The organism is Cellulomonas sp. H30R-01, from assembly GCF_010119915.1.
GTDB classification, from domain to species: domain Bacteria; phylum Actinomycetota; class Actinomycetes; order Actinomycetales; family Cellulomonadaceae; genus Cellulomonas; species Cellulomonas algicola.
Genome location: NZ_CP048210.1, coordinates 908,578 through 934,233, shown reverse-complemented (window position 1 = coordinate 934,233; position 25,656 = coordinate 908,578). Strand labels below are relative to the sequence as shown.

Sequence of the window (25,656 nt, the reverse complement as noted above, 5' to 3'; positions counted from 1 at the left end):
CGCGGTCGACCGCACCTGGCGTCGTCGGCAGGCGGGACGGGTGGGCGGCGTCAGGTCCCGTCGGGGACCGCGCCGTTCCGGCGGGCGACGGCACGTTCGAGCGCGGCCGTCGCGAGGTAGAGGACGAGGCCCAGCAGGATCGCGCCGAGCACGAACGCCCACGCGCGGGCGTACGCGCTGTTCGCGGCGGCGGCGGTGATGCGCGAGCCGAGCCCGTTCTGCAGCCCGCCGAAGTACTCGGCGACGACGGCCGCGATGACACCCGTCGACGACGCGATCCGCATGCCGGTGAACAGGTACGGCAGCGCGCCCGGCACGGTCACCGTGCGCGTGACCTGCCACGGCGACGCCGCGTAGGCCCGCATGAGGTCGCGGTGCACGGGCTGCACCTGCCGCAGCCCGCGCAGCGTGTTGACGAACACCGGGGCGAAGACCACGACGGCCACGACGAGCCGGCGCGGGGTCGTCGACGTCGTGCCGAACAGCGTGTTGAGCGCGGGGGCGAGCGCGACGATCGGCATGACCGACACGGCCGCGGCCGTCGGCGACATGAGCCCGTCGACGATCCGGCTGCGGGCGGCCACGACGGCCGCGAGCACGGCGGTCACCCCGCCGACGAGCAGCCCGACGAGGACGTTCGCACCCGTCGCGAGCGCGGCCGACCACACGAGCGGCACGACCTGCCGGAGCTGCTCGACGATCGCCGTCGGGCTCGGCAGCAGGTACGGGGGCAGGTCCGCGACCACGACGACCGCCTGCCAGGCGACGAGCGCGAGCACGCCGACCAGGACGGGCGCGAGCCACCGCCCGAGACGCGTGGCACGGCCCGCACGACCGGCGCGGAGGGCGCCGCCGGTGCTCGCGGCGCTCACCGGACGTCCACGCCGCGCGTCGGGACGCCGGACCCGTGGCCACCGTGCAGCGCCTCCCGGACCGCCGTGACCGCCGCGAAGAACGCGGCGTCCTCGCGCAGGTCGTCGGTGCGCTCGTCGGCGCGCGCGAGGTCGACGGGCACGACCTGGGCGATCCGACCCGGCCGCGGCGACATGACGACGACGCGCTGGGACAGGAACACGGCCTCGGGGATCGAGTGCGTGACGAACACGACGGCCGCCCCGGACTCGGCGCACAGCCGCACGAGCTCGGTCTGCATGCGTTCGCGCGTCATCTCGTCGAGCGCGCCGAACGGCTCGTCCATGAGGAGCAGGCTCGGGCTCTCGGCGAGCGACCGGGCGATCGCGACGCGCTGCTGCATGCCGCCCGAGAGCTGGTGCGGGAAGTGCCCGGCGAACTCCGTGAGCCCGACCAGCGCGAGCAGCTCGGCGGCGCGGGCGGCGCGCTCGCGACGGCCGACGCCGTGCAGCTCGAGCGGCAGCTCGACGTTGGCGGTCACCGTCCGCCACGGCAGGAGTCCGGCCTGCTGGAACGCGATCCCGTAGTCCTGGGCCTCCCGAGCGACGCGAGGTGAACGGCCGAACACCGCGATCTCCCCCGACGTCGGCTGGTCCAGGTCGGCGACGAGCCGCAGCAGCGTCGACTTGCCGCACCCGGACGGGCCGATGAGCGACACGAACTCGCCCGCGGCGACGCTCAGGTGGATGTCGTCGAGCGCGGTGACGGTGCCGGCGCGCGTGGCGAACACCTTGGAGACGCCGCGCACGTCGACGGCGGTGGCGGGACCGGCGGGTGCGACCGGTAGGGACGTGGCGCCGGGCGCGGCGTCGGGCGGGGTGCCCGTCGCCTCGGTGGCGGTGGTGACGTCGCTCATGAGACCTCCGCGTGGCGGTAGCGGCCCAGGCCGAGCCCGAGCAGGGTGACGAGTCCGGCGGCGACGAGGCCGAGCACCGCGGCGGCGAGGATGGCCGCCCACGGCTTGGCGGGGTCGCCGCTCGCGGCCTGGGCGTACGCGATGACGAGGCGCCCGACGCCGCCCTTGGTGCCCGTGGACACCTCGGCGACGATGGCGCCGACGACGGCGGTGGCCGCGGCGAGCCGCAGCGCGGGCAGCAGGTACGGGACGGACGCGGGCAGCCGCAGGGAGACGAGCGTCCGCCCCCAGGACGCGGCCTGCGCCCGGAACAGCTCGACCTGCGCCGCGCTGGGCGACTGCAGGCCGCGCAGCATCCCCACCGCGACGGGGAAGAACGCGAGGTAGGACGCGATGAGCGCGACCGACATCCACTTCTGCCACTCGAGCGCGCCCAGGTGGATGCGCCCGCCCCATCCGACGACGAGCGGCGCGAGCGCGACGAGCGGCACGGTCTGCGACAGCACGACCCACGGCAGCAGCGCGGACTCGGCGAGCCGCGAGCGCTGCATGACGACGGCCACGAGCGCCCCGCCGACGACTCCCAGGACCCACCCGGCGGCGGCGACGCGGAGGGTGAACCAGCACGCCTGGAGCATCGCGACGAGCACGGTCGGCGCGCCCGTCGCGGATGTCTCGGGCTCGCCGATGCGCGAGACGACGTCCCACACGTGCGGCATCGCGACGTCATCGGTGCGCGGCAGGACGCTCGCCTCGCCGACGTGCCACCCGGTGTCGGGCACGACGGCCTTGACGACCTCCCACAGCACGACGAGCAGCACGAGCGCCGCGGCGCCCCAGAGCGCCGACCGTGCGGCGCGCCGGCCCGTCGTCATGCGGTCGCCACGACGGTGTCGGCGAGCGCGGGGATGACCCGCTCGCCGTAGAGCCGCATCGTCTCCTCCTTGTTGTCGTGCTGGAGGTAGGCGGCGAACTGGGTGACGCCGAGGTCGCGCAGCGCCTCGAGCTTCTCGACGTGCTCGCGCGGGCTGCCGAGCAGGCAGAACCGTTCGACGATCTCGTCGGGGACGAAGGACGTGTGCGAGTTCCCGGCGCGGCCGTGCTCGTTGTAGTCGTAGCCCTCGCGCGCCTTGATGTAGTCGGTGAGGGCCTTCGGCACGGTGCTGTCGCTGCCGTAGCGGGCGACGATGTCGGCCACGTGGTTGCCGACCATGCCGCCGAACCAGCGGCACTGCTCGCGCATGTGCGCGCGGGCGGCGGGCGAGTCGCCGTCGCCGACGTAGGCGGGTGCGGCGACGCAGAACTGGATCGCGTCGGGGTCGCGCCCGGCGGCCTCCGCGGCGTCGCGGACGACCTTGATCGTCCAGGCGGCGATGTCGGGGTCGGCGAGCTGGAGGATGAAGCCGTCGCCGACCTCGCCGGTGAGCTTGAGCGCGAGCGGCCCGTACGCGGCGACCCACACGTCGAGCGCGGAGCCCTTGGCCCACGGGAACCGGACGGTCCGGCCGTTGACCTCGACGGCGCGGTCGTTCGCGAGCTCGCGGATCACGTGGATCGACTCGCGCAGCGTCGCGAGGTTCGACGGCCGCCCGTTGAGCGTGCGGACCGCGGAGTCGCCGCGGCCGATGCCGCACACGGTCCGGTTGCCGAACATCTCGTTGAGCGTCGCGAACAGCGAGGCCGTGACGGTCCAGTCCCGCGTCGCGGGGTTGGTGACCATCGGCCCGACGACCACCTTGCGCGTCGCGGCGAGGATCGCGGAGTACACGACGAACGGCTCCTGCCACAGCAGGTGCGAGTCGAACGTCCACACGTAGTCGAAGCCGTGCGTCTCGGCCTGGCGGGCGAGCTCGACGGTCCGCCAGGCGGGCGGGTTGGTCTGCAGGACGACACCGAAGTCCACGGGCGGTCCTCCTTCCGGGGCGTGGGGACGCGGGTCAGACGAGGTACTGCGAGAGGTCGCGCTTGAGGTAGCGCCCGTGGCCGGCCCGGCCGTGGTACCCGTCCGCGTCGACGACCACCGACCCGCGCGACAGGACGACGTCGACGTGCCCGTCGACCTCGAAGCCCTCCCACGCGGAGTGGTCCATGCGCATGTGGTGGGTCCGGCCCTCGCCGACCCCGATGGACGTGTGCCCCGCCGGGTCGTAGACGACGACGTCCGCGTCGGCCCCGGGCGCGATGACGCCCTTGCGGCCGTACAGCCCGAACATCCGCGCGGGCGTCGTCGACGTGAGCTCGACCCAGCGCTCGAGCGTGATCTGACCGGTCACGACGCCCTGGTACATGAGGTCCATGCGGTGCTCGACGGACCCGATGCCGTTCGGGATCGCGCGGAAGTCGGCGAGCCCGAGCTCCTTCTGGCCCTTCATGCAGAACGGGCAGTGGTCGGTCGACACCATCTGCAGGTCGTTGGTGCGCAGCGCCTGCCACATGTGGTCCTGGTGCCCCTCGGCGCGCGAGCGCAGCGGCGTCGAGCACACCCACTTGGCGCCCTCGAAGCCCGGCGCGCCGAGCTGCTCCTCGAGCGACAGGTAGAGGTACTGCGGGCACGTCTCGCCGAACACGTTCTTGCCGTTGTCGCGGGCCCAGGCGAGCTGCTGGACGGCCTGCTTCGCGCTCACGTGCACGACGTAGAGCGGCGCGTTCGTGAGGTCGGCGAGCATGATCGCGCGGTGCGTCGCCTCCTCCTCGAGCTGCCACGCGCGGGCGATCCCGTGGAAGTAGGGGTCGGTCTTCCCCTGCTCGACGAGCTGCGCCGCGAGGACGTCGATGGCCGGCCCGTTCTCGGCGTGCATCATCGTGAGCAGCCCGAGGTCGGCGGCCTTCTGCATGGCCCGGACGATCTGCGCGTCGTCGGCGTAGAACACGCCGGGGTACGCCATGAAGAGCTTGTAGCTCGTGACGCCCTCGGCGACGAGGCCCTCCATCGCCTTCAGGCTGTCGTCGTCGACGCCGCCGACGATCTGGTGGAACGCGTAGTCGACCGCGCACTGCCCGGCCGCCTTCTCGTGCCACGCGGCGAGCCCGTCCATGACGCGCTCGCCCGCGCGCTGCACCGCGAAGTCGACGATCGTCGTCGTGCCGCCCCACGCCGCGGCGCGGGTGCCCGTCTCGAACGTGTCGGACGCCGCGGTGCCGCCGAACGGCAGCTCCATGTGGGTGTGCGCGTCGACGCCGCCCGGGATGACGTACTTGCCGGTCGCGTCGATCACGCGGTCGACGTGCGCCGCGAGGTCGAAGCCGAGCAGCGTCGAGCCGGGCGCGAGCACCGCGGCGATGGTGTCGCCGTCGACCAGCACGTCGGCCGGGGTGCGGCCCGTCGCGCTGACGACGGTCCCGCCGGTGATCAGGGTCTTCACTCGGACGTCCTCTCCGCTGGGTGCCGGGTCAGGGGGCGACGATCGCGCCGTAGGCGTCGGGCCGGCGGTCGCGGAAGAACTGCCAGCGCTCGCGGACCTGGCGGATCTGGTCGAGGTCGAGGTCGCGGATCAACAGCTGGTCCTCGGTGCTCGACCCGACCTCGCCGACGTAGTTGCCGTCGGGGCCGACCGCGTACGACGAGCCGTAGAACGCGACCGCCTCGTCGCCGTACTCGTTGTCCTCGAGCCCGACGCGGTTGTTCGCGACGACGAAGTAGCCGTTCGCGACCGCGGCCGCGGGCTGCTCGATCTCCCACAGCTTGTTCGAGATGCCCGGCGCGGTGGCGTTGGGGTTGAAGACGATCTCGGCACCGTTCAGCGCGAGCACGCGCCAGCCCTCGGGGAAGTGCCGGTCGTAGCAGATGTTGACGCCGATCTTCCCGACGGCCGTCTCGAACACGGGGTACCCGAGGTTGCCGGGACGGAAGTAGAACTTCTCCCAGAACTTCGGCAGGTGCGGGATGTGGTGCTTGCGGTACTTGCCGAGGTAGGTGCCGTCCGCGTCGATCACCGCGGCCGTGTTGTAGAGCACGCCCGGCTGGTCCTCCTCGTAGACCGGCAGCACGATCACCATGCCGAGCTCGGCCGCGAGCGCCGCGAACCGCTCGGTCGTCGGGCCCGGGACGGACTCCGCGTAGTCGTAGTAGGCGGTGTCCTGCGTGATGCCGAAGTACGGCCCGTAGAACAGCTCCTGGAAGCAGATCACCTGCGCACCGGCCGACGCGGCCTCGCGCGTCCACGCCTCGTGCAGCGCGATCATCGACTCCTTGTCGCCGGTCCAGGTGGCCTGGGTGAATGCGACGCGTACGACGGTCATGGGGTCCTCCGGTCCTCGGTCGGCCGGCGGCGGGTCCCGGCCGCGGTGCCGCGGTCCCACGTCGTGCGACGGGTCCTGCCTGCCGGGCCGGGCCCCGTCGCCTGGAATGTGACTGTCGGCGTTGAACATTTCTGCGGCGTTACCCTCCGTTTCCGCCACGCGAACAACGGCGGGCCGCGTGTAAACACCTGCGACCGGCGTCCGGTTCGTCCCGGGCTTCGCCCAGGGCGGGTCCTGCGCGCGGGCATGCTGCCGCCATGGATCTGGCCGCCCACGTCGACGACCGGTCGCCGCGCGGCATCGCGGCCGCCGTGGCGCGGCTCGTGCACGGCGGCGAGCTCGTCCCCGGCGACCGGCTCCCGACCGTGCGCGCGCTCGCCGTCGACCTGGGGGTCAGCCCGGCGACCGTGAGCGGCGCGTTCCAGGCGCTCGCGACCGTCGGGCTCGTCGCGTCGCGCGGGCGTGCGGGCACGTTCGTCCTCCCACCGCCCGCCGCGTGGCTGCCCCCGCGCTACCGCGACCTCGCCGAGGGAGCGCCGGCCCGGCTCGACCTGTCGACGGGCACGCCGGACCCTGACCTGCTGCCGCCGCTCGGCCCGGCGCTCGCGCGCGTCGCCGCCCGCACGCCCGCCGCCGAGGCCGGCACCTACCTGTCGACACCGCTCGTGCCCGAGCTCGAGTCGCTCCTGCGGGAGTCGTGGCCCTTCGTGCCGCAGCGGCTCACCGTCGTCGACGGCGCGGTCGACGCGATCAGCCGCACACTCGAGCAGGTCGCGTCGTTCGGGGACCGCGTCGCCGTCGAGGACCCGGGCTTCCCGCCGCTCTTCGACCTGCTCGACCAGCTCGGCCTGCGGCGCGTGCCCGTCGCGCTCGACCGCAACGGCATGCGTCCCGACTCCCTCGCGCGTGCGCTCGCGGCCGGTGCGAGCGTCGTCGTGCTGCAACCCCGCGCCCAGAACCCGACCGGCGTCTCGCTCACGCCCACGCGTGCGCGCGAGCTCGCCGCCGTGGTCCGCCGCGTGCCCGCCGCGGCCGCAGTGACCGTCGTCGAGGACGACCACTGCGGGCAGATCTCCTCCGCGCGCGACGTCTCGCTCGGCACCTGGCTGCCCGACGCGACCGTGCACGTCCGCTCGTACTCGAAGTCGCACGGCCCCGACCTGCGCCTCGCGGCCGTCGGCGGGCCTGCTCGCGTGCTCGACGCGCTCGTCGCGCGCCGCATGCTCGGCCCCGGCTGGACCAGCCGCCTGCTGCAGCACGTGCTCGTCGACCTGCTCACCGACCCCGCCGCGATCGACGCGGTCGCGCACGCCCGCCGCGTCTACTTCGCGCGACGCCGGGCGCTCACGACCGCGCTCGCGGCGCTCGACGTGCACGTCGACGGCGGCGACGGGATCAACCTGTGGCTGCCCGTGCACGACGAGCGCACCGCGCTGCTGCGGCTCGAGGCCGCGGGGATCCGCGCGGCGCCCGGCACGCCGTTCGTCGCCAACGGCCCGGACGAGGCCACCGCGCACCTGCGCGTCACCGTGGGCCTGCTCTCCGACGACGTCGCCGAGGTCGCCCAGGCGCTCGCGCTCGCCGCCCGCCCCTGACCCGCTCGTGGCCGACGTCGCCGTCGACCCGGGGCTGGTGACCGGAAGGGGCGGATGAGCGGTCACCAGACCCGGGTCGGGGTGTCCGCCCGCCGCCGGGCGGGCTCGCAGGTGGGCGCGTGGACGTCGGGTTGCGGGACAGGTGGCGCAGCGGCCTAGGGTGGGACCCGGAACCTGGTCGTGATGACCGGGTCGAGCCGCTCGGCACTCGGCGGCCCTCCGGGGTGCGACGTGCACCCGTCCCGTCGTGCGCAGCGCAGCGCACCCCCGCCCACGCAGGGGTCGCCCCTGCGCCCAGTCCCGGAGTGCCGATGCCCCGCCCCACCCGCCGTCCCCTCGTGCCCCTCGTCGCCGCGGCCGCGCTCGCCCTCGGGTTGTCGGCGTGCGCGTCCGACGCGTCGGGCACGTCGTCGCCGACCGCTGCCGCGTCGCAGCCCGGCGGCTTCACGCCCGTCGACCTCGACAACTGCGGCACACCCGTCACGGTCGACGCCCCGCCGGAGCGCGTCGTGACGATCAAGTCGACGTCGACCGAGATGCTGCTCGCGCTCGGGCTCGAGGACCGCGTCGTCGGCACGGCGTTCGCGGACGGTCCCGTGCCCGACGAGTGGGCCGACGCCTACGACGCGATCCCGGTCGTGTCGGACAAGGTCCCGGGCCAGGAGGCGCTGCTCGCGCTCGAGCCGGACTTCGTCTACGCGGGTTGGGAGTCGAACTTCTCCGCCGACGGCGCCGGCGACCGCACCGCTCTCGCCGCGCTGGGGATCGGCACGTACGTCTCCCCCGCCGCGTGCAAGGAGAAGGGCTACCAGCCCGACCCGCTGACGTTCGACGTCGTCGAGGACGAGATCCGCGAGGTCGCGTCGCTGTTCGGCGTGCAGGACCGCGCCGAGGAGCTCATCGCCGCGCAGCGCGACACGCTCGCAGAGGTCGAGAAGCCCGCCGAGCCGACGACCGCGCTCTGGTACTCGTCGGGCACCGACAGCCCCTACGTGGGCGCCGGGATCGGTGCGCCGCAGATGATCCTCGACGCCGCGGGGCTGACGAACGTCTTCGGCGACGTGCAGGACACGTGGACGTCGGTCGGGTGGGAGCAGGTCGTCGCGGCCGACCCCGACGTGATCGTGCTGGTGGACGCGTCGTGGAACACCGCCGACAGCAAGATCGCGCTGCTCGAGTCGAACCCGGCGACGTCGCAGCTCACCGCGGTGCGCGAGAAGCGGTACGTGACCGTGCCGTTCGCCGCGACCGAGGCCGGTGTGCGCAACGCCGAGGCCGTCGCGTCGATCGCCGAGCAGGTCGCCGGGCTGGACGACGCGCTGGACGAGGGGTGACGACGACGACCGCCACCGTCCCCCGCACCACCCCGCCGCTCGCCCCGTCGACGGCGGCACCGGCGCGCACCCGCCTCGCGCTGCTCGTGCTCGCGGGCGTCGCGGCGCTCGTCGGCACGATCCTGCTCACCGTGACGATCGGTCCGGCGGACCTGGGCGTCGGCGAGGTCGCGCGCAGCATCGCGGCGCACGCGGGGTTCGACGTCGCGCCCGTCGCACCGCTGCACGACGCGATCGTCTGGGAGCTCCGCCTGCCGCGCGTGCTGACGGCCGCCGCCGTCGGCGCAGGGCTCGCGCTCGCCGGTGCCGTCATGCAGAGCCTCACGCGCAACCCGCTGGCCGACCCGTACCTGCTCGGGCTCTCCTCGGGGGCGTCCCTCGGGGCCGTCGCCGTGCTGGTGGTCGGCGTCGCGGTGCTCCTGCCGGTCGCCGCGTTCGTGGGCGCGATGGCCGCGCTGGTCGCCACGCTCGCGCTCGCCCGCTCGGGCGGGACGCTCACGCCGGGCCGCACGGTGCTCGCCGGGCTCGCCGTGTCGCAGCTCTGCGCGGCGGGCACGTCGTTCGTCATCTTCTGGACCGCGACCGGCGACTCGTACCGCGAGATCCTCTCGTGGCTCCTCGGCTCGCTCGCGGGCGCGACGTGGTCGTCGGTCGCGATCGCCGGGGGCGCGGTGCTCGTCGTCGGGACGCTCGTCGTGCTCGCCGGCGTGCGGCTCGATGCGTTCGCGTTCGGCGACACGGCCGCGGCGGCGCTCGGCGTCGGCGTCGACCGGACCCGGTGGACGCTCATGACGCTCGTCGCGCTGCTCACGGGCGCGATGGTCGCGGTGAGCGGCGCGATCGGGTTCGTCGGGCTCGTCCTGCCGCACGCCGTCGGGTCGCTCACCGGCCCGGCGCACCGCCGGCTGCTGCCCGTCGCGGCGCTCGCGGGCGCGGTGTTCCTCGTCTGGGCCGACACGCTCGCGCGCACGCTCTTCGACCCGCGCGAGCTGCCCGTCGGCATCGTCACGGCGCTCATCGGCGTGCCCGTCTTCGCGGTGCTGCTGCGCCGGGGACGGGGGTCGGCGTGGACCTGACGCTCAGCGGTGTCGGCACGCGCCTCGGGGGCCGGTGGGTCGTCGACGGTGTCGACGCGACCCCACCCCCGGGACGGCTGACCGGGCTGCTCGGCCCGAACGGCGCGGGCAAGACGACGCTGCTGCGCCTCGTCGCCGGGCTGCTCACGCCCGAGCGCGGTGCGGTGCTCGTGGGCGCGGGGGCGTCGGCGACGCCGGTCGCGGAGCTGGGCCGTCGCGAGCGTGCCCGCCGGATCGCGCTGCTCGAGCAGGAGTCGTCGAGCAGCGTCCCGCTGACCGTCCGCGAGGTCGTCGCGCTCGGCCGCATCCCCTACCGCTCGCTGTGGGGTGCCGATCCCGACGACGACGCCGTCGACCGCGCGCTGCACGCCGCCGACGCCGCGCACCTGGCCGGCCGCGCGTGGTCGTCCCTGTCGGGCGGCGAGCGTCAGCGCGTGCACGTGGCGCGCGCGCTCGCGCAGGAGCCCGAGCTGCTGCTGCTCGACGAGCCGACCAACCACCTCGACGTGAGCGCGCAGCTCGCGCTGCTCGCGTTCGTGCGCGACCTCGGCACGACGACCGTCGCCGCGCTGCACGACCTCAACCTCGCGGCCGCGTTCTGCGAGCACGTCGTCGTGCTGTCCGGCGGGCGCCTCGCGGCGGCCGGCCACCCGCGCGAGGTGCTGCGGCCCGCGCTGCTGCGCGACGTGTACGGCGTCGACGCCGACGTGCTCGAGCACCCGCGGACCGGCCGGCCCGTCATCGCGTTCCACGAGCCCGCGCCCCGCACGGCGCCGGCTCCCGTCCCCGCGGGAGAAGCATGAGGATCACCGTCCTGTCCGGCGGCGTCGGTGGCGCGCGCTTCACTCGCGGGCTCCTCGCGCTGCTGCACGACCGCCTGCCCGACGGCGCGGGCGGCACGACCGCGCAGGTCACGGTTGTCGCGAACACCGGCGACGACCTGTGGCTGCACGGCGTGCGCGTGTGCCCCGACCTCGACACCCTCATGTACACGCTCGGCGGCGCGGTGCACGAGGAGCAGGGCTGGGGCCGCCGCGACGAGAGCCGCCGCGTGTCCGACGACCTCGCCGCGTACGGGCTCGGCTGGGAGTGGTTCACGCTCGGCGACCTCGACCTGGCGACGCACCTGGCGCGCACCGAGCTGCTGCTGTCGGGCGTCCCGCTGTCCACCGTGACCGCGCGCCTCGCCGAGCGGTGGAAGCCCGGCGTGACGCTGCTGCCCATGACGGACAGCGAGGTCGAGACCACCGTCGAGACGGTCGACGGCCGCACCATGCACTTCGAGGAGTGGTGGGTCCTGCACCGCGCCGCGATCCCCGCGCGCGCGTTCCACCAGGGCGACGTCACGGTCGCCGAGCCCGCGCCGGGCGTGCTCGAGGCGCTCGCCGACGCGGACGTCGTCGTGGTGCCGCCGTCGAACCCTGTCGTGTCCGTCGGCACGATCCTCGGTGTGCCCGGCATCCGCGACGCGCTGCGCGCCACGCCCGCCCCTGTCGTCGGGGTCAGCCCCGTGATCGGCGGCGCGCCCGTGCGCGGCATGGCGGACGCGTGCCTCACCGCGATCGGCGTCGAGACCGCGGCCGACGCGGTCGCCCGCCACTACGGCCGGCGGGCCGACGGTGGCGTGCTCGACGCGTGGCTCGTCGACGACGCCGACGCCGCCGTGGTCGAGCCGCTGAGCGCCGAAGGGTGGCGCGTGGCGTCCGCGCCGACGCTCATGACGGACGTCCCCGCGACCGCCGCCATCGCGGCGCGGGCGCTCGCGCTCGTGGACCGGGCACCGTGACCGGCTGGTGGGTCGTCGTCCCTGTCAAGGACGCCGACCGGGGCAAGTCGCGCCTCGCCGACGTCCTCGGACCGGGCGAGCGTGGGCGCTTCGTGCGGTCGATGGCCCTCGACACTCTCGCCGCGGCAGCGTCCGCGGAGCTCGTCGCGGGCGTGGTCCTCGTGACGCCGGACCGCGTACTCGCGTCGTGGGCGCAGCGCGGCGGCGCGGTCGTCGTCGACGAGCCGTCGGGCGGCGGGCTCGACGAGGCGGTCCGCGCGGGCGAGGCCGTCGTGCGCGCCCGCACCCCTGACGCCCCCGTCGCCGCGCTGCTCGGCGACCTGCCCGGCCTGCGTCCCGCCGATCTCGACACCGCCCTGCATCTCGCCGCCGCGCACCCGCGCGCGCACGTCCCCGACGCCGCGGGCACGGGCACGACGCTGCTCACCGCGGTTGCGGGGACGACGCTGCGACCTGCCTTCGGGGCCGGGTCGTCGGCGCGACACACCGCCGCCGGGCACGTCGTGCTCGACCTGCCCGTCGACTCCTCGCTTCGGCACGACGTCGACGAGCCCGCCGACCTCGACACGCTGGTCGACGCGCCGGGTGCCCGCGCGCCCGGCACGCACGCCAGGATGGGCGCATGACGCTCTGGCTGACCGGCGACGACGCCGCGGACCGACTGCTCTCCGAGGACCCGTTCGCGCTGCTCATCGGCATGCTGCTCGACCAGCAGGTGACGATGGAGAGCGCCTTCGCCGGGCCCGCGAAGATCGCCGAACGCATGGGCGGGCTCGACGTGCACGACGTCGCGGACGCCGACCCCGAGCAGTTCGTCGCGCTGTGCGCGACCCCTCCGGCGGTGCACCGCTACCCGGGCTCGATGGCGGGCCGCATCCAGGCGGTCGCGCGCGAGGTCGTCGAGACGTACCACGGTGACGTCTCGCGCATCTGGACGACCGGCGACCCCGACGGCGCGACCGTCCTCCAGCGCCTCAAGGCCCTCCCGGGTTTCGGCGACCAGAAGGCACGGATCTTCCTCGCGCTGCTCGGGAAGCAGTACGGCGTCGAGCCCGAGGGCTGGCGTGAGGCTGCCGGCGCGTACGGCGAGGTCGACGCGCGCCGCTCGATCGCCGACGTGACCGACCCGACGTCGCTCGCCGAGGTCCGCGCGACGAAGCAGGCGGCCAAGGCCGCCGCCAAGGCCGCGAAGGCCTGACACCGGCTGAGCTGAGCAGGGCCGGCCGGCCGGCACCAGGACCGCGAGGGCGCGGCCCGCCCCGAGCGCAGGGGCGGGCCGCGCGTCGCGCGTCAGCGCCAGGTGTCGTTCAGGGTGAGCGTCCCGGACGACGGCACGGTGACCGTGCGGTTCGCCCCGCTCTCCCACGTCACGGCACCCGACGCGTCCTTGCGGACGTACTTGTACTGCACCGTCGAGCCGGCGGGCAGCGTGACGGACGCCCGCCAGACGGGGTAGGCCGCCGACGAGAGCGGCACGGCGCGCGCCGGGTCCCAGCCGCCGAGCACGGTCGCGTCGCCGACCACGAACACGTTCTGGCCCCACGCCGTCGTGGCCTGCACGCCGAACGAGACGGCGGCGGTCGACGAGGTCGGGGTGGGTGTCGGTGTCGGGGTGGGCGTCGGTGTCGTGCCGCACGGGCTGCCCGGGGTGACGACTCCTCCGGCCACGCGCACGGCGGCGCCGGTGAGCGCGTAGTCCCGCCCGCCGTTGCTGTCCCACGTCCCGGTGCCGTTCGTGAACGCGGCGGTCACGGCGGCGCCGCCCGTCGCGATCTCGCGCGACACCCAGCCGGTGCACGCGGGCGCCATCTCGACGCCGGGCACGGCGGTCCACGCCCCGGAGCCGACGCGGTAGTGGATCCGGTACGCGGACCAGCCGGGCGTCGTCGCGTAGTAGACGGTCGTGCTCGCGGTCGGCTGCCCGCCGGGACGGCCGACGTGGATCGCGACGGCACCGTGCGCGGGCACGGTCGCGGTGAAGGTGCCCGACGACGACACGGTCACGGTCGACGCGCAGCTCGCGGACGCGACGACGTCGCAGTACGAGCCGGCGGGCATCGCCGTCTGGAAGGTGCGCGTGACGGGCTGGTCGTGGTCGTTGAGCGCGACGTACCCGCGGTCGCCGCGGCCGAAGCCGATGAGCTGCGAGCCGTCGTCGGTCCACTGCACGAGCGGTGCGCTGCCCACGGTGTTGTGGAAGCCGACCATGCCCTGCACCTCGGTCCAGCGCTGGGTGCAGACCCACCGGCTGTCCGCGCAGGACGCGTCGGGCACGCTCGTCGCGGAGGCGCCCGGGGCACCGGCGTCCTTGTCGTCCCAGGTGTACCCGCTGTAGACCGAGGGGGCGCCGTAGGGGTGCGCGAGCAGGAACACGTTCGCGAGCCGGTACTCGGCGCCGCGCTTGTAGCTGAGCGTCTCGCCGTTGCGCTCGGTGTCGTGGTTGTCGACGAACGTCCCCGCGGACGACGACGGCAGCAGCCCGTCGGCGATCGTGCGCAGGTTGGCGAGGTTGCCGTCGAAGGCCGCCTTGAGCCGCCGGCCGTAGAAGAACTCGTGCGAGTCGCCGCTGCCCAGGTACTCGGACGGCTGGACGGGCTCGCCGCTCGCGCCGATGACCTCGTGCACCCAGAACACGTCCGGGTTGGTGAGCCGGCTCTTGATCGCGGCGAGGTCGGCGGCGGGGATGTGCTTGGCGGCGTCGATGCGGAAGCCCGCGACGCCGAGGCTCAGCAGGTCGTTGAGGTACCCGGCGAGCCGGTCCCGGACGTACGACGAGCCGGTGCGCAGGTCCTGCAGCGACACCAGCCGGCAGTTCTGCACCTGGTAGCGGTCGCCGTAGTTCGCGATGTTGGACCGGCAGTCGTTGAAGTCCGCGGCGCCGTAGATCCCGGGGAACGAGTCGACGCCGAAGGACGACCCGGCGACGCCGGTGCCGCTCCCCCGGTCCGCGCCGGTCGTGTGGTTGAGCACGGCGTCGGCGATGACGCCGACCCCCGCGGCGCGGCACGTCGCGACCATCGCGCGGAACTCGTCGCGCGTCCCGAGCTTCGACTCGACGCGGTAGCTGACCGGTTGGTACGACGTCCACCACTGCGACCCGGTGACGTGCTCCTGCGGCGGCGACACCTGCACGTACCCGAACCCGGCGGGCCCGATCGTCGAGGAGCACTCGCGGGCGACGGCGTCCCACGTCCACTGGAAGAGGTTGAGGATGACGTCGCCGCGGCCGTTCGCGGACGGCACGACGGGCTGCGGCACAGGTGGTGCCGCTCCGGTCGGCGCGACGGAGGCGGTCAGGCCGGCGCCGGCGACGAGCAGGGCGGCCAGGGCGGCGACGGCGCGTCGCCGGCGTGGTCGGGCGGCACGCGCGGGCGTGCGGGTCGTGGCGGTCACGGAGAGGCTCCGATCGGGCTCGGCGCACGTCGTCGTGCGCGGCTGGGCGTGGGCGGGCGGTCCGGACGTCGAGCTGCGCTGCTCGCCGGGTGGGCGTGGCGTCGGACCGGTTCCGGGTCTCGGAACGGCAGCAACTTCTTGCTGCAACTTGCAGCACCGCGTTGCGGGCGAACGTACCACCGGGGCGACGCCGCGGACAGGGGATGAATCCGGGCCGCGGCCCTGCCCTGCCGTCGGGCGCGCGTGACACGATGCGCGCGTGATCGTGGTGACGACGAACGAGATCCCCGGCTACCGCGTGCAGGCCGTGCTCGGCGAGGTCATGGGCCTGACGGTCCGCTCGACGAACATCGGCGGCAGCCTCACCGCGAGCCTGCGCTCGATCGGCGGCGGGGAGATCCCCGAGTACACGAAGATCATGTACGAGAGCCGGCACGAGGTGATGCGCCGCATGGTCGACGAGGCCCGGCAGCGCGGCGCGAACGCGATCGTCGCGATGCGGTTCGACACCGGGGCCGTCGGGCAGTTCAGCGAGGTGTGCGTCTACGGGACGGCGGTCGTCGCGGAGCCGATCCCGGCGGGCGATGCCGGTGCGACCGGTCAGTCCGCGCACGTCGCCGCGAGCACGCCGCCGCCGGGCGGCTGACGCAGGCGCGGGGAGGGCTGACACGCCACGATCCCCGACCGGCGTGCGGTCGAGGATCCTGGCGCCTCAGCCCGGGTTCCGGACGAGGGACGAGCGGTGCGGCATCAGCCGACCCGCCGCCGGTACGCGGACATCGCCGCGAGGTAGGCGACGACGAGGATGCCGACGCACCAGCCCAGCGCGACCCAGAGGTCGCTGCCGACGGGCTCGCCCGCGAACAGGTGCTGGATGCTGTCGACGATCGACGTCACCGGCTGGTTCTCGGCGAACCACCGCACGGGCCTGGGCATGGTCTCCGTCGGGACGAACGCGGAGCTGATGAAGGGCAGGAAGATCAGCGGGTAGGAGAACCCCGCGGCTCCGTCGACGGACTTCGCGGTGAGACCGGCGATGACGGCGAGCCACGTGAGCGCGAGCGTGAACAGCGCGAGGATGCCCGCCACACCGAGCCACGCCCCGACCCCGGCCGACGTCCGGAAGCCCATGAGCAGCCCGACGCCGACGATGATCACGACCGTGATCCCGTTGGCGACGAGCGACGTCAGCACGTGCGCCCACAGCACCGACGAGCGCGCGATCGGCATCGAGTAGAACCGCTCGAAGATGCCGCTCTGCAGGTCCGTGAACAGCCGGACGGCGGTGTACGCGATGCCCGACGCGATCGCGATGAGCAGGATGCCCGGCAGCAGGTAGCTGACGTAGCTCTCGCCGCCGGCCTCGATCGCCCCGCCGAACACGTAGACGAACAGCAGCAGCAGGGCGATGGGCGTGAGCGCGGTCGTGATGATCGTGTCGACGCTGCGGCTGATGTGCCGCAGCGAGCGCCCGGTGAGGGCGACGGTGTCGGCGTAGACGTGGGTGCTCATGACTGGTCCTTCCCGGACTCGGTGGTGGCGCGGGACCCGACGAGCGCGAGGAAGATCTCCTCGAGCGTCGGCTGCTTCTCGACGTACTCGACGGTCGCGGGCGGCAGCAGCGCCTTGAGCTCGGCGAGCGTGCCGTTCGCGATGATGCGGCCCTGGTGGAGGATCGCGATGCGGTCGGCGAGCTGCTCGGCCTCCTCCAGGTACTGCGTGGTGAGCAGGACGGTCGTCCCCTGCCGGGCGAGCCCCTGGATGACCTGCCAGACCTCCTGCCGCGCCTCGGGGTCCAGGCCCGTCGTCGGCTCGTCGAGGAACAGCACGGTCGGGTGCCCGACGAGGCTCATCGCGATGTCCAGGCGCCGCCGCATGCCGCCCGAGTAGGTCGACACGCGCCGGGCGCCGGCCTCGGTGAGGCTGAACTGCGCGAGCAGGTCGTCCGCGATGCGGCCGGGGTCGTCGAGGTGCCGCAGCCGCGCGACCAGGACGAGGTTCTCGCGGCCGGAGAGGATCTCGTCGACCGCCGCGAACTGGCCGGTCAGGCTGATCGACTCACGCACGTCGCGCGGCGAGGTGCCGACGTCGAAGCCGTTGACGACGGCGGTGCCGGCGTCGGGCGCGAGCAGCGTCGACAGGATCCGCACCATCGTCGTCTTGCCGGCGCCGTTCGAGCCGAGCAGGGCGAAGATGCTGCCCTGCGCGACCTCGAGGTCGACGCCGCGCAGGACGTGGAGGTCTTGGAAGGACTTCTCGACGCCGCGCACGCGGATGGCGGGTGAGGTGACGTTCATGAGGTGTCGCGTCCCTTCTGGTGGTGGTGGTGACCGCTCAGCGGGCGTGCTGGACGGTGATGTCGCCCGAGCGCGTGCGCGCCCGGACCGCGACGGTGCGCTCGCCCTCGTCGGGCGCACGCTCGCCGTCGAGCTGGTTGCGGACGCGTCCGTCCTTCGACGACAGGTCGAGCCACGCGGCCACGCCGGGGCGCACACCGACGGCCACCTGGCCGTAGCCGCTCTCGACCTGGATCGACCCGCTCGAGACCTCGGCGACGCGGACGCTGCCGTAGGCCGTCTTCGCGGTGACGGAGCCGAGCGCGCGCTCGACGTCGAGGTCGCCGTACGAGAGCTTCGCGTCGAGCTCGCCCCCGGACTCCTCGACGCGCACGGACCCGTGCGAGGCCTTGAGCACGGCGTCGCCGTGCACGGTGCCGACCAGGACGCGCCCGTGGTCGGCCGTGATCTCGGCGGCACCCTCGACGCGGTCCACCTCGACGGTGCCGTGCATGGCGCGCACCCACAGGTCGCCGGTGGTGTCGATCCGCACCGAGGAGCTCTTGACCCGGGTGGCGCCGAGCCGACCGACCGTCTGGACGTTGCCGACCGACAGCTCGGCCGTCAGACGCGAGCCGGCGGGCAGCTCGACGACGACGTCGACCGAGTCGGACGGCCCGGGGCCGATCCAGCTGAGCCGCGGCCGCGGCCCGAGGACCGTGAGCCGCCGCCCGTCGAGCTCGACCTTGGTCTCCTCGACCGCACGGTGGTCGGCCTGCTTCGTGGGGTTCGAGGGTGTGACCGTCACGACGGTGTCCGTGCGGTCGCTCGCGACGACGCGCAGGTCCCCGACGGGGACGTGGACCGCGAGGTCGATGGGCTGGGGGGTGCTGTACGTGGGCATGCTGACGCCTCCCGTGGTCGGGGTGTGCTTGTCCCGCCCCGCGGGTCCGCGGGGCTGGTGGTGCTCGAGGAGCTGGTCGTCCCGGGCGTGCGGTGCCCGGCTAGCGGGCCCAGCCGGCGAAGCTGTCGCCGGTGCGCAGCGTGCGCTGCGCGGATCGTCGCTGCTTGGGCTGCAGGGCTGCCGCGATCGCCCGGACGAGCCAGGCGTTGACGGACAGGCCGTCGGCGGTGGCCGCCTCGTCGACGCGCGCCTTGAGCGCGTCGGGGAGACGGAGGGTCGTGCGTGACGTGCTGACGTCGTCGAGGTCGACGGGCGCGGCGGTCACCGCGTTCGCCTCCTCGGCGTCCGCCTCGGACGGGGGCTGCGTGACGACGAACTCGACCTCGCGGCCGCGCAGCCGCACGTCGACCGAGCCGGGTGCGAGGTCACGCGTGATCTCGCCGGCGGCCGCCGACAGGGCGTCGAGCAGGACGAGACGGGTGGCCGCGTCGAGGCCCGCGGCGAGCCGCTCGGCGACGGCGCGGGTGTCGTCCCCGCCGTGCTCGGCGGCGTCCATGAGCTGGCGCTGGAGGTCGCTGACGTACTGCCCGAGTTCCATGACACCTAGCATGACACCACAGTGGTGTCACCACAAGCGTTTGTGGTGTCAAATCTTCGTCAGATGGTGTCACCAGTGACGCGCGGTGGTGTCGCGACAGTGAGACACCGCGTCATGTGCGCTCCGCGGCGCCCTCAGCCTCGCTCGACCGCGTCTTTCCAGCCCTGCGCGTACGCCTCGGCGCTCCCCTGCCGGAACATGTCGTCGTCGCCGGTCCGCACCAGCACGCGCGCGCCCGGCCCGTCGTCCACGGTGACGACGTGCCCCAAGCCGCGGACCACCGCGAGCGGCCGCCCGGCCGCCTTCCCCTTGACCAGCTCGGCCGCCGCGGCGATCTCGTCCGCCACGGCGGTCACGGTCATCGTCAGCGGTCGCCCGAACGAGTCGACCTGCCCGCGCAGGTCGTCGAGCACCGCGACACCCGCCGCGCCGATCGCCAGGTCGGCGACACCCTGACGCCACGGTCGCCCTGCGGTGTCGGACACGACGACGCCGACGCGCACGCCGAACGCCGCGGCGACGGCGACGCGCACCGCGCGTGCGGACGTGTCGGGGTCGACCGGCAGCAGCAGGACCGTGCCGTCGGGCGTGTTGCTCGCGTCGACGCCCGCGGCCGCCATGACGAGGCCGAGCCGGTTCTCGACGATCCGCGTGACCCCGGCGGCGTGCTCGCGCGTCGCGACGACGCGCACGGTCTCGTCGGTGATCGCCTGCTCGCGGTCGGCCGCGGCGACGACGCGCCCCTCGGCCTTCGACACGACCTTGCTGGTGAGCACCAGCACGTCCCCGTCCGCGAGCGCACGGTCCGGCCGGGCCGCCGCGTCGGCGCGCAGCAGGTCGACGAGCAGCGTCGGCAGGTCGTCGCCGGGCCGCACCTCGCCGAGCCCGTCGGGCGCCCAGACCCGCAGCTCGTCCGTCGGGCCGCTGGTCATCGCGACAGCTTCGGCAGCACGTCGGCGCCGAAGACCTCGATCCACTCGCGCTGGTTGCGGCCGACGTTGTGCAGGTAGATCCGGTCGAACCCGAGGTCGACGTACTTCTGGATCTCGGCGCGGTGCACGTCGGGGTCGGACGAGATGACCATGCGGCCCTCGAAGTCCTCGGGGCGCACGAGCCGGGCCATCTGCTCGAAGTCGAACGGCGAACGGATGTCGGCCTTGGGGAACTTCATGCCGCCGTTGGGCCACTCGCGCATCGCGTTGGCGAGCGCCTCCTCGTCCGTGGGCGCCCACGACATGTGCAGCTGCAGGACCTTGGGCATCGCGTCCGCGTCCCGCCCGGCCTCCCGCGCACCCTCGTGGAACTTGCCGAACAGGCCGCTGATCTTCTCGAGAGGTGCACCCACCGTGATGAGCCCGTCGGCGTGCTTGCCCGCGCGCTTCGCGGTGACGGGACCGGCGGTCGCGACGAGGATCTCGGGCGCCTCCTCCGGCATGGTCCACAGCCGCGTCGACTCGAGCTTGTAGAACTGCCCGGCGTGCTTGACGTCGCGGCCCGCGAGCGACGCGGTGAACAGCTTCTTGATGATGTCGATGGCCTCGAACATGCGGTTGATCCGCTCGGGGGCCTCGGGCCAGTACTCGGCGATGATGTGCTCGTTGAGCGCCTCGCCGGAACCGAGGCCCAGCCAGTGCCGACCGGGGTACATCGCGGCGAGCGTGGCCGACGCCTGCGCGACCATCGCGGGGTGCCAGCGGAACGTCGGCGCGGTGACGCCGGGCCCGAAGTCGCCGCGCGTCCGCTCGCCGACGGCCGTCAGCACGTTCCACACGAACGAGGACTGCCCCTGCGCGGGCACCCAGGGCTGGAAGTGGTCGGCCGCCATCACGCCCGAGAAGCCGTGCTCCTCGGCGTACGCCGAGAGGTCCACCGCCTCCGTGGGGTGGAACTGCTCCAGCATCGCCGCGTACCCGACCGTCAGACCGTTCGCCGTCACACCGCTCACCCGCGTCGCTCTCCCTCGTCGTGCCGGGCGGCCCGCCTCGTGCGGGTGGCCCTCCGGCGACACTAACCCCGCCGTGTGTCGCGCGTGTTCCCTCGCGCACAGGGCCGGACCGCCTGGGGAGACCCGCGCGGGTCGTGGTCGCGGATCTGGGAGGATGTGTGCCCATGAGCGACCTGAACCCGACCGCCCCCTCGACGACCCCTGGCACCACGGGCACGCGGGCGGTACCGGACAAGGTCTCGCTGGACGGGCTGGAGGAGCGTTGGGACGCCGCGTGGACGGCCCAGGGCCTCTACGCGTTCGACCGCTCGCGCACGCGCGAGGAGATCTACTCGATCGACACCCCGCCCCCGACGGTCTCCGGCTCGCTGCACGTGGGGCACGTGTTCTCCTACACGCACACCGACGTCGTCGCGCGCTTCCGCCGCATGCGCGGCAGCGAGGTGTTCTACCCGATGGGCTGGGACGACAACGGCCTGCCCACCGAGCGTCGCGTGCAGAACTACTACGGCGTGCGCTGCGACCCTTCGCTCCCCTACGTCGAGGGCTTCGTGCCCCCGCACGAGGGGACGGACGGCAAGCCGGTCAAGCCCGCGGACCAGGTGCCGGTGAGCCGCCGCAACTTCGTCGAGCTGTGCGAGCGCCTGACGGCCGACGACGAGCGCCAGTTCGAGGCGCTGTGGCGCCACCTGGGCCTGTCGGTCGACTGGTCCATGACCTACCAGACGGTGTCCGCCGAGGCCCGCGCGGTCGCCCAGCAGGCGTTCCTGCGCAACCTCGCGCGCGGCGAGGCGTACCAGGCCGAGGCTCCGGGGCTGTGGGACGTGACGTTCCAGACGGCGGTCGCGCAGGCCGAGCTCGAGGCGCGCGACTACCCGGGCGCGTTCCACCGCGTCGCGTTCCACCGTGCTGGTGGGGCTGACGCCGCCGAGCCCGTCTACATCGAGACGACCCGCCCCGAGCTCCTCCCCGCGTGCGTGGCCCTCATCGCGCACCCCGACGACGAGCGCTACCAGCACCTGTTCGGCACGACGGTGACGTCGCCGCTGTTCGGCGTCGAGCTGCCCGTCCTCGCGCACCCCGCGGCCGAGCCCGACAAGGGCGCCGGCATCGCGATGTGCTGCACCTTCGGTGACCTGACCGACGTGCAGTGGTGGCGCGAGCTCCAGCTCCCGACCCGCTCCGTGGTGGGCCGCGACGGCCGCATCGTCCGCGAGACGCCCGAGTGGCTCACGACGGACGCCGGTCGTGCCGCGTTCGAGGAGCTCGCGGGCAAGACGACGTTCTCGGCACGCGAGGCCGTCGTGAACGGGCTGCGCGCGTCTGGCGACCTGGACGGGGAGCCGCAGGCGACGCAGCGCAAGGCGAACTTCTACGAGAAGGGCGACAAGCCCCTCGAGATCGTCACGAGCCGCCAGTGGTACATCCGCAACGGCGGCCGCGACGCCGACCTGCGCGAGGGCCTGCTCGCGCGCGGCGCCGAGCTCGACTTCCACCCCGACTTCATGCGCGTGCGCTACGAGAACTGGGTCGGCGGCCTCAACGGCGACTGGCTCATCTCGCGGCAGCGGTTCTTCGGCGTGCCGTTCCCGGTCTGGTACCGCCTCGACGAGAACGGCGAGCCCGACCACGGCGCTCCGCTGCTGCCGACCGAGGACCAGCTCCCGATCGACCCGTCGTCCGACGTGCCCGCGGGCTACACGGCCGACCAGCGCGGCGTCCCGGGCGGCTTCGTGGGCGACCCGGACGTCATGGACACCTGGGCGACCAGCTCGCTGACCCCGCAGATCGTCGGCGGCTGGCGCACCGACCCGGACCTGTTCGCGCGCGTGTTCCCGATGGACCTGCGCCCGCAGGGCCAGGACATCATCCGGACCTGGCTGTTCTCGACCGTGGTCCGCTCGCACCTCGAGCACGGCACGCTGCCGTGGAGCGACGCGGCGATCAGCGGCTGGATCCTCGACCCCGACCGCAAGAAGATGTCGAAGTCGAAGGGCAACGTCGTCACGCCGATGGGCCTGCTCGAGGAGCACGGCTCCGACGCGGTCCGCTACTGGGCGGCCTCCGCCCGCCTCGGCACCGACGCGGCGTTCGAGGTCGGTCAGATGAAGATCGGTCGCCGCCTGGCGATCAAGATCCTCAACGCGTCGAAGTTCGCGCTGTCGTTCGGCACCGCGGAGCTCGACCCGGCGCTCGTGACCGTGACGCTCGACCGCGCGATGCTCGCCGGCCTCGCGGACGTGGTCGCGAAGGCGACCGAGGCGCTCGAGTCGTACGACCACACGCGCGCGCTCGAGTTGTCGGAGACCTTCTTCTGGACGTTCTGCGACGACTACCTCGAGCTCGTCAAGGACCGCGCGTACGGCGCAGGCGCGCAGGAGGTGTCGGCCGAGACCGCGTCGGCGCGCGCCGCGCTCGGCATCGCGCTCGACACGATGCTGCGCCTGTTCGCGCCCGTGCTGCCGTTCGCGACCGAGGAGGTCTGGTCGTGGTGGCGCGAGGGCTCGGTGCACCGTGCGCCGTGGCCCGACGCCGCGCCGCTGCGGGCCGCCGCGGGCGACGCCGACCCGGGCGTGGTCGCGGCCGCCGGTGCCGCGCTGGCCGCGCTGCGCAAGGTCAAGTCGGAGGCGAAGGTGTCGATGCGCACCGAGATCACCGCGGTGACGCTCGCGGTGCCCGCAGCGCTGCGCGCCGGCGTCGACGTGGCGCTGGACGACGTGCGGGCCGCGGGGCGCGCGGTCGGCTCGCTCGACCTCGTCGAGCAGGACGGCGAGCAGGTCGTCGCGCGCGACGCGGTGCTCGCCGAGCCGCAGCCGAAGGCCGCGCAGGCCTGACGCGCCGCGGCGCCGCCGAGCAGACATCCAGCGACCAGCGACAGGAGCGCGGCAGTGCGCGAGTTCTCCTCCCCCAGCCCGGTCGATCTCGACCCGCGCGCCAACATCCCGGGACTGCTCGCGCAGCGGCTCGCGCGGGACCCGGACGGCGTCCTGATCGAACGGTCCACCGGGCTCGGCGGGACGTGGGCGCCCGTGACGGTGACGGCCTTCGCCGCGGAGGTGCGGACCGTCGCCAAGGGCCTCGTCGCGCGCGGGCTCGAGCCCGGCGACCGCGTCGCGCTCATGTCGCGCACCCGGTACGAGTGGACGCTCCTCGACTTCGCGATCTGGGCCGCGGGGGGCGTCGGCGTGCCGGTGTACGAGACGTCGTCGCCCGAGCAGGTGCGGTGGATCGCCGCCGACACGGGCGCACGGATCGCGCTCGTCGAGACCGCGGCGCACGCGAGCGTGGTCGCACAGGTCCGCGACGACCTGCCGGGCCTCGCGCACGTGCTCGTCATCGACGAGGGCGCGGTCGACGGGCTGGTCGCCGAGGGCGCCGGGGTGCCGGACGCCGAGATCGAGCGACGTTCGGCGCTGGCCGGCGCGGACGACCTCGCCACCGTCATCTACACGTCCGGCACGACGGGCCGCCCGAAGGGCGTCGAGCTCACGCACGGCAACTTCGTGTTCCACACTCTCAACGGCGTCGACGGGCTGGGCGAGGTGTGCGCGCAGCCGCACTCGCGGACGTTGCTGTTCATGCCGCTCGCGCACGTGTTCGCGCGGTACATCGAGGTCCTGTGCATCCCGTCCGGCGCCGTCCTCGGCCACACGCCCGACACGCGCAACCTGCTGCCGGACCTCGCGGCGTTCCAGCCGACGTTCGTCCTCGCCGTACCGCGCGTGTTCGAGAAGGTCTACAACTCGGCCGAGCAGAAGGCGGGCGGCGGCACGAAGCTGCGGCTGTTCCGCTGGGCGGCGAAGGTCGCGATCGCCTTCTCGCGTGCGCACGACACCCCCGCCGGGCCGTCCGCCGCGCTGAAGGCCCAGCACCGTCTCGCGGGCGCGCTGGTGCACACGAAGCTGCGCGCCGCGCTGGGCGGCAGGGCCGAGTGGGCCATCTCCGGCGGCGCCCCGCTCGGCGAGCGGCTCGGGCACTTCTACCGCGGGATCGGCGTCCGCGTGCTCGAGGGCTACGGCCTGACCGAGACCACCGCACCGACGACGGTCAACCGTCCGGGCCTCACCAAGGTCGGCTCCGTCGGTCCCGCGTTCCCCGGCACGTCCGTGCGGGTCGACGACGACGGCGGCATCTGGATCTCCGGCCCGCACGTCTTCCGCGGCTACCGGCACAACACGGAGGCGACCGCCGAGGCGCTGGTCGACGGCTGGTTCCGCACGGGCGACCTCGGCACGCTCGACGACGACGGCTACCTGCGCATCACGGGCCGCACCAAGGAGATCATCGTGACCGCGGGCGGCAAGAACGTCGCCCCCGCCGTCCTCGAGGACCGGCTGCGCGGCCACCCCATCGTCAGCCAGGTCGTCGTCGTCGGCGACCAGCGTCCGTTCATCGGCGCGCTCGTCACGCTCGACGCCGAGATGCTGCCCGGGTGGTTGTCCAACCACGGCATGCCGCCCATGGACGTCGTCACGGCCGGGTCCGACCCGCGCGTGCTCGAGGCCCTCGACCGCGCCGTCGACCGCGCGAACGAGGCCGTGTCGCGCGCCGAGTCGATCCGCAAGATCCGTGTCCTGCCGACCGACCTCACCGAGGCGAACGGCTACCTCACGCCGTCGCTCAAGGTGAAGCGCGCGCTCGTGCTCAAGGACTTCGCGGCGGACATCGACGCGCTCTACGTCGACACGCGAGAGCACCACGGCTGACCGGCGCGGAGGAGCAACCCCGCCCTCTCCGCGCCG

Annotated in this window: 23 protein-coding genes; 10 read left to right on the top strand and 13 right to left on the bottom strand. The window is 73.9% G+C overall.

Translation table 11 applies throughout. The annotated features are described in order from the left end of the window. Nucleotides 1–50: 50 nt before the first annotated feature. The 6 genes from GXP71_RS04125 to GXP71_RS04100 are packed head-to-tail and all read right to left on the bottom strand — an operon-like array spanning nt 51 to nt 6,007. Complete coding sequence (locus GXP71_RS04125) at nt 51–872, bottom strand: ABC transporter permease (protein ID WP_162351616.1); 822 nt, start codon at nt 870–872, stop codon at nt 51–53. Then, nucleotides 869–1,768, bottom strand: coding sequence for an ABC transporter ATP-binding protein (locus GXP71_RS04120; RefSeq protein WP_162351615.1), 900 nt, complete (start codon nt 1,766–1,768; stop codon nt 869–871). Before GXP71_RS04120 ends, GXP71_RS04125 begins: the two co-directional genes overlap by 4 nt. Next, a complete protein-coding gene (locus GXP71_RS04115) occupies nt 1,765–2,643 on the bottom strand; it encodes an ABC transporter permease (RefSeq protein ID WP_162351614.1) in 879 nt (292 codons plus the stop codon). Before GXP71_RS04115 ends, GXP71_RS04120 begins: the two co-directional genes overlap by 4 nt. Continuing rightward, the gene (locus GXP71_RS04110) at nt 2,640–3,671 is read right to left on the bottom strand and encodes a TIGR03842 family LLM class F420-dependent oxidoreductase (protein ID WP_162351613.1); all 1,032 of its coding nucleotides are present in this window, start codon (nt 3,669–3,671) and stop codon (nt 2,640–2,642) included. The genes GXP71_RS04115 and GXP71_RS04110 overlap by 4 nt, the downstream gene beginning before the upstream one ends. Before the next feature lie 34 nt (nt 3,672–3,705). After that, nucleotides 3,706–5,130 (bottom strand): dihydropyrimidinase, encoded by a 1,425-nt coding sequence (gene hydA / locus GXP71_RS04105; RefSeq protein WP_162351612.1) that lies wholly within the window; start codon nt 5,128–5,130, stop codon nt 3,706–3,708. A 28-nt stretch (nt 5,131–5,158) separates the two neighbouring features. Continuing rightward, a complete protein-coding gene (locus GXP71_RS04100; RefSeq protein WP_162351611.1) occupies nt 5,159–6,007 on the bottom strand; it encodes a nitrilase-related carbon-nitrogen hydrolase in 849 nt (282 codons plus the stop codon). 257 nt (nt 6,008–6,264) lie between these two features. On the opposite strand from GXP71_RS04100, the gene GXP71_RS04095 reads away from it, so the two are divergent. From GXP71_RS04095 to GXP71_RS04065, 7 genes are all read left to right on the top strand, one after another. Continuing rightward, complete coding sequence (locus tag GXP71_RS04095; protein WP_162351610.1) at nt 6,265–7,602, top strand: aminotransferase class I/II-fold pyridoxal phosphate-dependent enzyme; 1,338 nt, start codon at nt 6,265–6,267, stop codon at nt 7,600–7,602. Between the two features lie 311 nt (nt 7,603–7,913). Beyond that, on the top strand, nt 7,914–8,936 hold the full coding sequence (locus tag GXP71_RS04090; protein ID WP_162351609.1) for a putative F420-0 ABC transporter substrate-binding protein: 1,023 nt from the start codon (nt 7,914–7,916) through the stop codon (nt 8,934–8,936). Next, nucleotides 8,933–10,012: a putative F420-0 ABC transporter permease subunit gene (locus tag GXP71_RS04085; RefSeq protein ID WP_202924329.1), complete on the top strand. Its 1,080-nt coding sequence runs from the start codon at nt 8,933–8,935 to the stop codon at nt 10,010–10,012. The genes GXP71_RS04090 and GXP71_RS04085 overlap by 4 nt, the downstream gene beginning before the upstream one ends. Next, a complete protein-coding gene (locus GXP71_RS04080) occupies nt 10,003–10,815 on the top strand; it encodes a putative F420-0 ABC transporter ATP-binding protein (protein WP_162351608.1) in 813 nt (270 codons plus the stop codon). Before GXP71_RS04085 ends, GXP71_RS04080 begins: the two co-directional genes overlap by 10 nt. After that, entirely contained in the window at nt 10,812–11,798 is a 987-nt protein-coding gene (gene cofD, locus GXP71_RS04075; RefSeq protein ID WP_162351607.1) for a 2-phospho-L-lactate transferase, read from the top strand. Before GXP71_RS04080 ends, cofD begins: the two co-directional genes overlap by 4 nt. Next, nucleotides 11,795–12,424 carry a 2-phospho-L-lactate guanylyltransferase gene (cofC, locus tag GXP71_RS04070; protein ID WP_162351606.1) on the top strand — a complete coding sequence of 210 codons (630 nt, stop codon included), beginning with the start codon at nt 11,795–11,797 and terminating at the stop codon, nt 12,422–12,424. Before cofD ends, cofC begins: the two co-directional genes overlap by 4 nt. Further along, entirely contained in the window at nt 12,421–12,996 is a 576-nt protein-coding gene (locus GXP71_RS04065; RefSeq protein ID WP_162351605.1) for an HhH-GPD-type base excision DNA repair protein, read from the top strand. Before cofC ends, GXP71_RS04065 begins: the two co-directional genes overlap by 4 nt. Nucleotides 12,997–13,088: 92 nt before the next feature. On the opposite strand, the gene GXP71_RS04060 is transcribed toward GXP71_RS04065, so the two are convergent. Beyond that, entirely contained in the window at nt 13,089–15,191 is a 2,103-nt protein-coding gene (locus GXP71_RS04060; RefSeq protein WP_238402608.1) for a carbohydrate-binding module family 20 domain-containing protein, read from the bottom strand. Between the two features lie 259 nt (nt 15,192–15,450). On the opposite strand from GXP71_RS04060, the gene GXP71_RS04055 reads away from it, so the two are divergent. Beyond that, nucleotides 15,451–15,837, top strand: a complete 387-nt coding sequence (locus GXP71_RS04055; protein WP_124341598.1) for a YbjQ family protein — start codon at nt 15,451–15,453, stop codon at nt 15,835–15,837. Between the two features lie 104 nt (nt 15,838–15,941). Here the strand turns inward: GXP71_RS04055 and GXP71_RS04050 are convergent, their stop codons facing one another. From GXP71_RS04050 to GXP71_RS04025, 6 genes are all read right to left on the bottom strand, one after another. Beyond that, the gene (locus tag GXP71_RS04050; RefSeq protein WP_162351604.1) at nt 15,942–16,703 is read right to left on the bottom strand and encodes an ABC transporter permease; all 762 of its coding nucleotides are present in this window, start codon (nt 16,701–16,703) and stop codon (nt 15,942–15,944) included. Then, a complete protein-coding gene (locus tag GXP71_RS04045) occupies nt 16,700–17,488 on the bottom strand; it encodes an ABC transporter ATP-binding protein (RefSeq protein ID WP_162351603.1) in 789 nt (262 codons plus the stop codon). Before GXP71_RS04045 ends, GXP71_RS04050 begins: the two co-directional genes overlap by 4 nt. Before the next feature lie 37 nt (nt 17,489–17,525). Then, nucleotides 17,526–18,371 carry a DUF4097 family beta strand repeat-containing protein gene (locus tag GXP71_RS04040; RefSeq protein ID WP_162351602.1) on the bottom strand — a complete coding sequence of 282 codons (846 nt, stop codon included), beginning with the start codon at nt 18,369–18,371 and terminating at the stop codon, nt 17,526–17,528. Nucleotides 18,372–18,471: 100 nt separating this feature from the next. Beyond that, a complete protein-coding gene (locus tag GXP71_RS04035; RefSeq protein WP_124341602.1) occupies nt 18,472–18,969 on the bottom strand; it encodes a toxin-antitoxin system HicB family antitoxin in 498 nt (165 codons plus the stop codon). Nucleotides 18,970–19,103: 134 nt separating this feature from the next. Then, the gene (locus tag GXP71_RS04030) at nt 19,104–19,901 is read right to left on the bottom strand and encodes a coenzyme F420-0:L-glutamate ligase (RefSeq protein WP_162351601.1); all 798 of its coding nucleotides are present in this window, start codon (nt 19,899–19,901) and stop codon (nt 19,104–19,106) included. Continuing rightward, nucleotides 19,898–20,869 (bottom strand): TIGR03557 family F420-dependent LLM class oxidoreductase, encoded by a 972-nt coding sequence (locus GXP71_RS04025; RefSeq protein WP_162354191.1) that lies wholly within the window; start codon nt 20,867–20,869, stop codon nt 19,898–19,900. Before GXP71_RS04025 ends, GXP71_RS04030 begins: the two co-directional genes overlap by 4 nt. Before the next feature lie 209 nt (nt 20,870–21,078). Between GXP71_RS04025 and valS the strand changes: the two genes are divergently transcribed. After that, nucleotides 21,079–23,748, top strand: a complete 2,670-nt coding sequence (gene valS, locus GXP71_RS04020; protein WP_162351600.1) for a valine--tRNA ligase — start codon at nt 21,079–21,081, stop codon at nt 23,746–23,748. Between the two features lie 54 nt (nt 23,749–23,802). After that, nucleotides 23,803–25,620 (top strand): long-chain fatty acid--CoA ligase, encoded by a 1,818-nt coding sequence (locus tag GXP71_RS04015; RefSeq protein ID WP_162351599.1) that lies wholly within the window; start codon nt 23,803–23,805, stop codon nt 25,618–25,620. The last annotated feature ends 36 nt before the right edge of the window (nt 25,621–25,656 follow it).

Bases quoted from the DNA above. Each gene is read 5' to 3' on its own strand.
- GXP71_RS04050 (WP_162351604.1), bottom strand. From the start codon at position 16,703: ATGAGCACCCACGTCTACGCCGACACCGTCGCCCTCACCGGGCGCTCG.
- GXP71_RS04045 (WP_162351603.1), bottom strand. From the start codon at position 17,488: ATGAACGTCACCTCACCCGCCATCCGCGTGCGCGGCGTCGAGAAGTCC.
- GXP71_RS04090 (WP_162351609.1), top strand. From the start codon at position 7,914: ATGCCCCGCCCCACCCGCCGTCCCCTCGTGCCCCTCGTCGCCGCGGCC.
- GXP71_RS04040 (WP_162351602.1), bottom strand. From the start codon at position 18,371: ATGCCCACGTACAGCACCCCCCAGCCCATCGACCTCGCGGTCCACGTC.
- GXP71_RS04115 (WP_162351614.1), bottom strand. From the start codon at position 2,643: ATGACGACGGGCCGGCGCGCCGCACGGTCGGCGCTCTGGGGCGCCGCG.
- GXP71_RS04120 (WP_162351615.1), bottom strand. From the start codon at position 1,768: ATGAGCGACGTCACCACCGCCACCGAGGCGACGGGCACCCCGCCCGAC.
- GXP71_RS04095 (WP_162351610.1), top strand. From the start codon at position 6,265: ATGGATCTGGCCGCCCACGTCGACGACCGGTCGCCGCGCGGCATCGCG.
- GXP71_RS04035 (WP_124341602.1), bottom strand. From the start codon at position 18,969: ATGGAACTCGGGCAGTACGTCAGCGACCTCCAGCGCCAGCTCATGGAC.
- GXP71_RS04030 (WP_162351601.1), bottom strand. From the start codon at position 19,901: ATGACCAGCGGCCCGACGGACGAGCTGCGGGTCTGGGCGCCCGACGGG.
- valS (WP_162351600.1), top strand. From the start codon at position 21,079: ATGAGCGACCTGAACCCGACCGCCCCCTCGACGACCCCTGGCACCACG.
- cofD (WP_162351607.1), top strand. From the start codon at position 10,812: ATGAGGATCACCGTCCTGTCCGGCGGCGTCGGTGGCGCGCGCTTCACT.
- GXP71_RS04100 (WP_162351611.1), bottom strand. From the start codon at position 6,007: ATGACCGTCGTACGCGTCGCATTCACCCAGGCCACCTGGACCGGCGAC.
- GXP71_RS04065 (WP_162351605.1), top strand. From the start codon at position 12,421: ATGACGCTCTGGCTGACCGGCGACGACGCCGCGGACCGACTGCTCTCC.
- GXP71_RS04025 (WP_162354191.1), bottom strand. From the start codon at position 20,869: ATGCTGGAGCAGTTCCACCCCACGGAGGCGGTGGACCTCTCGGCGTAC.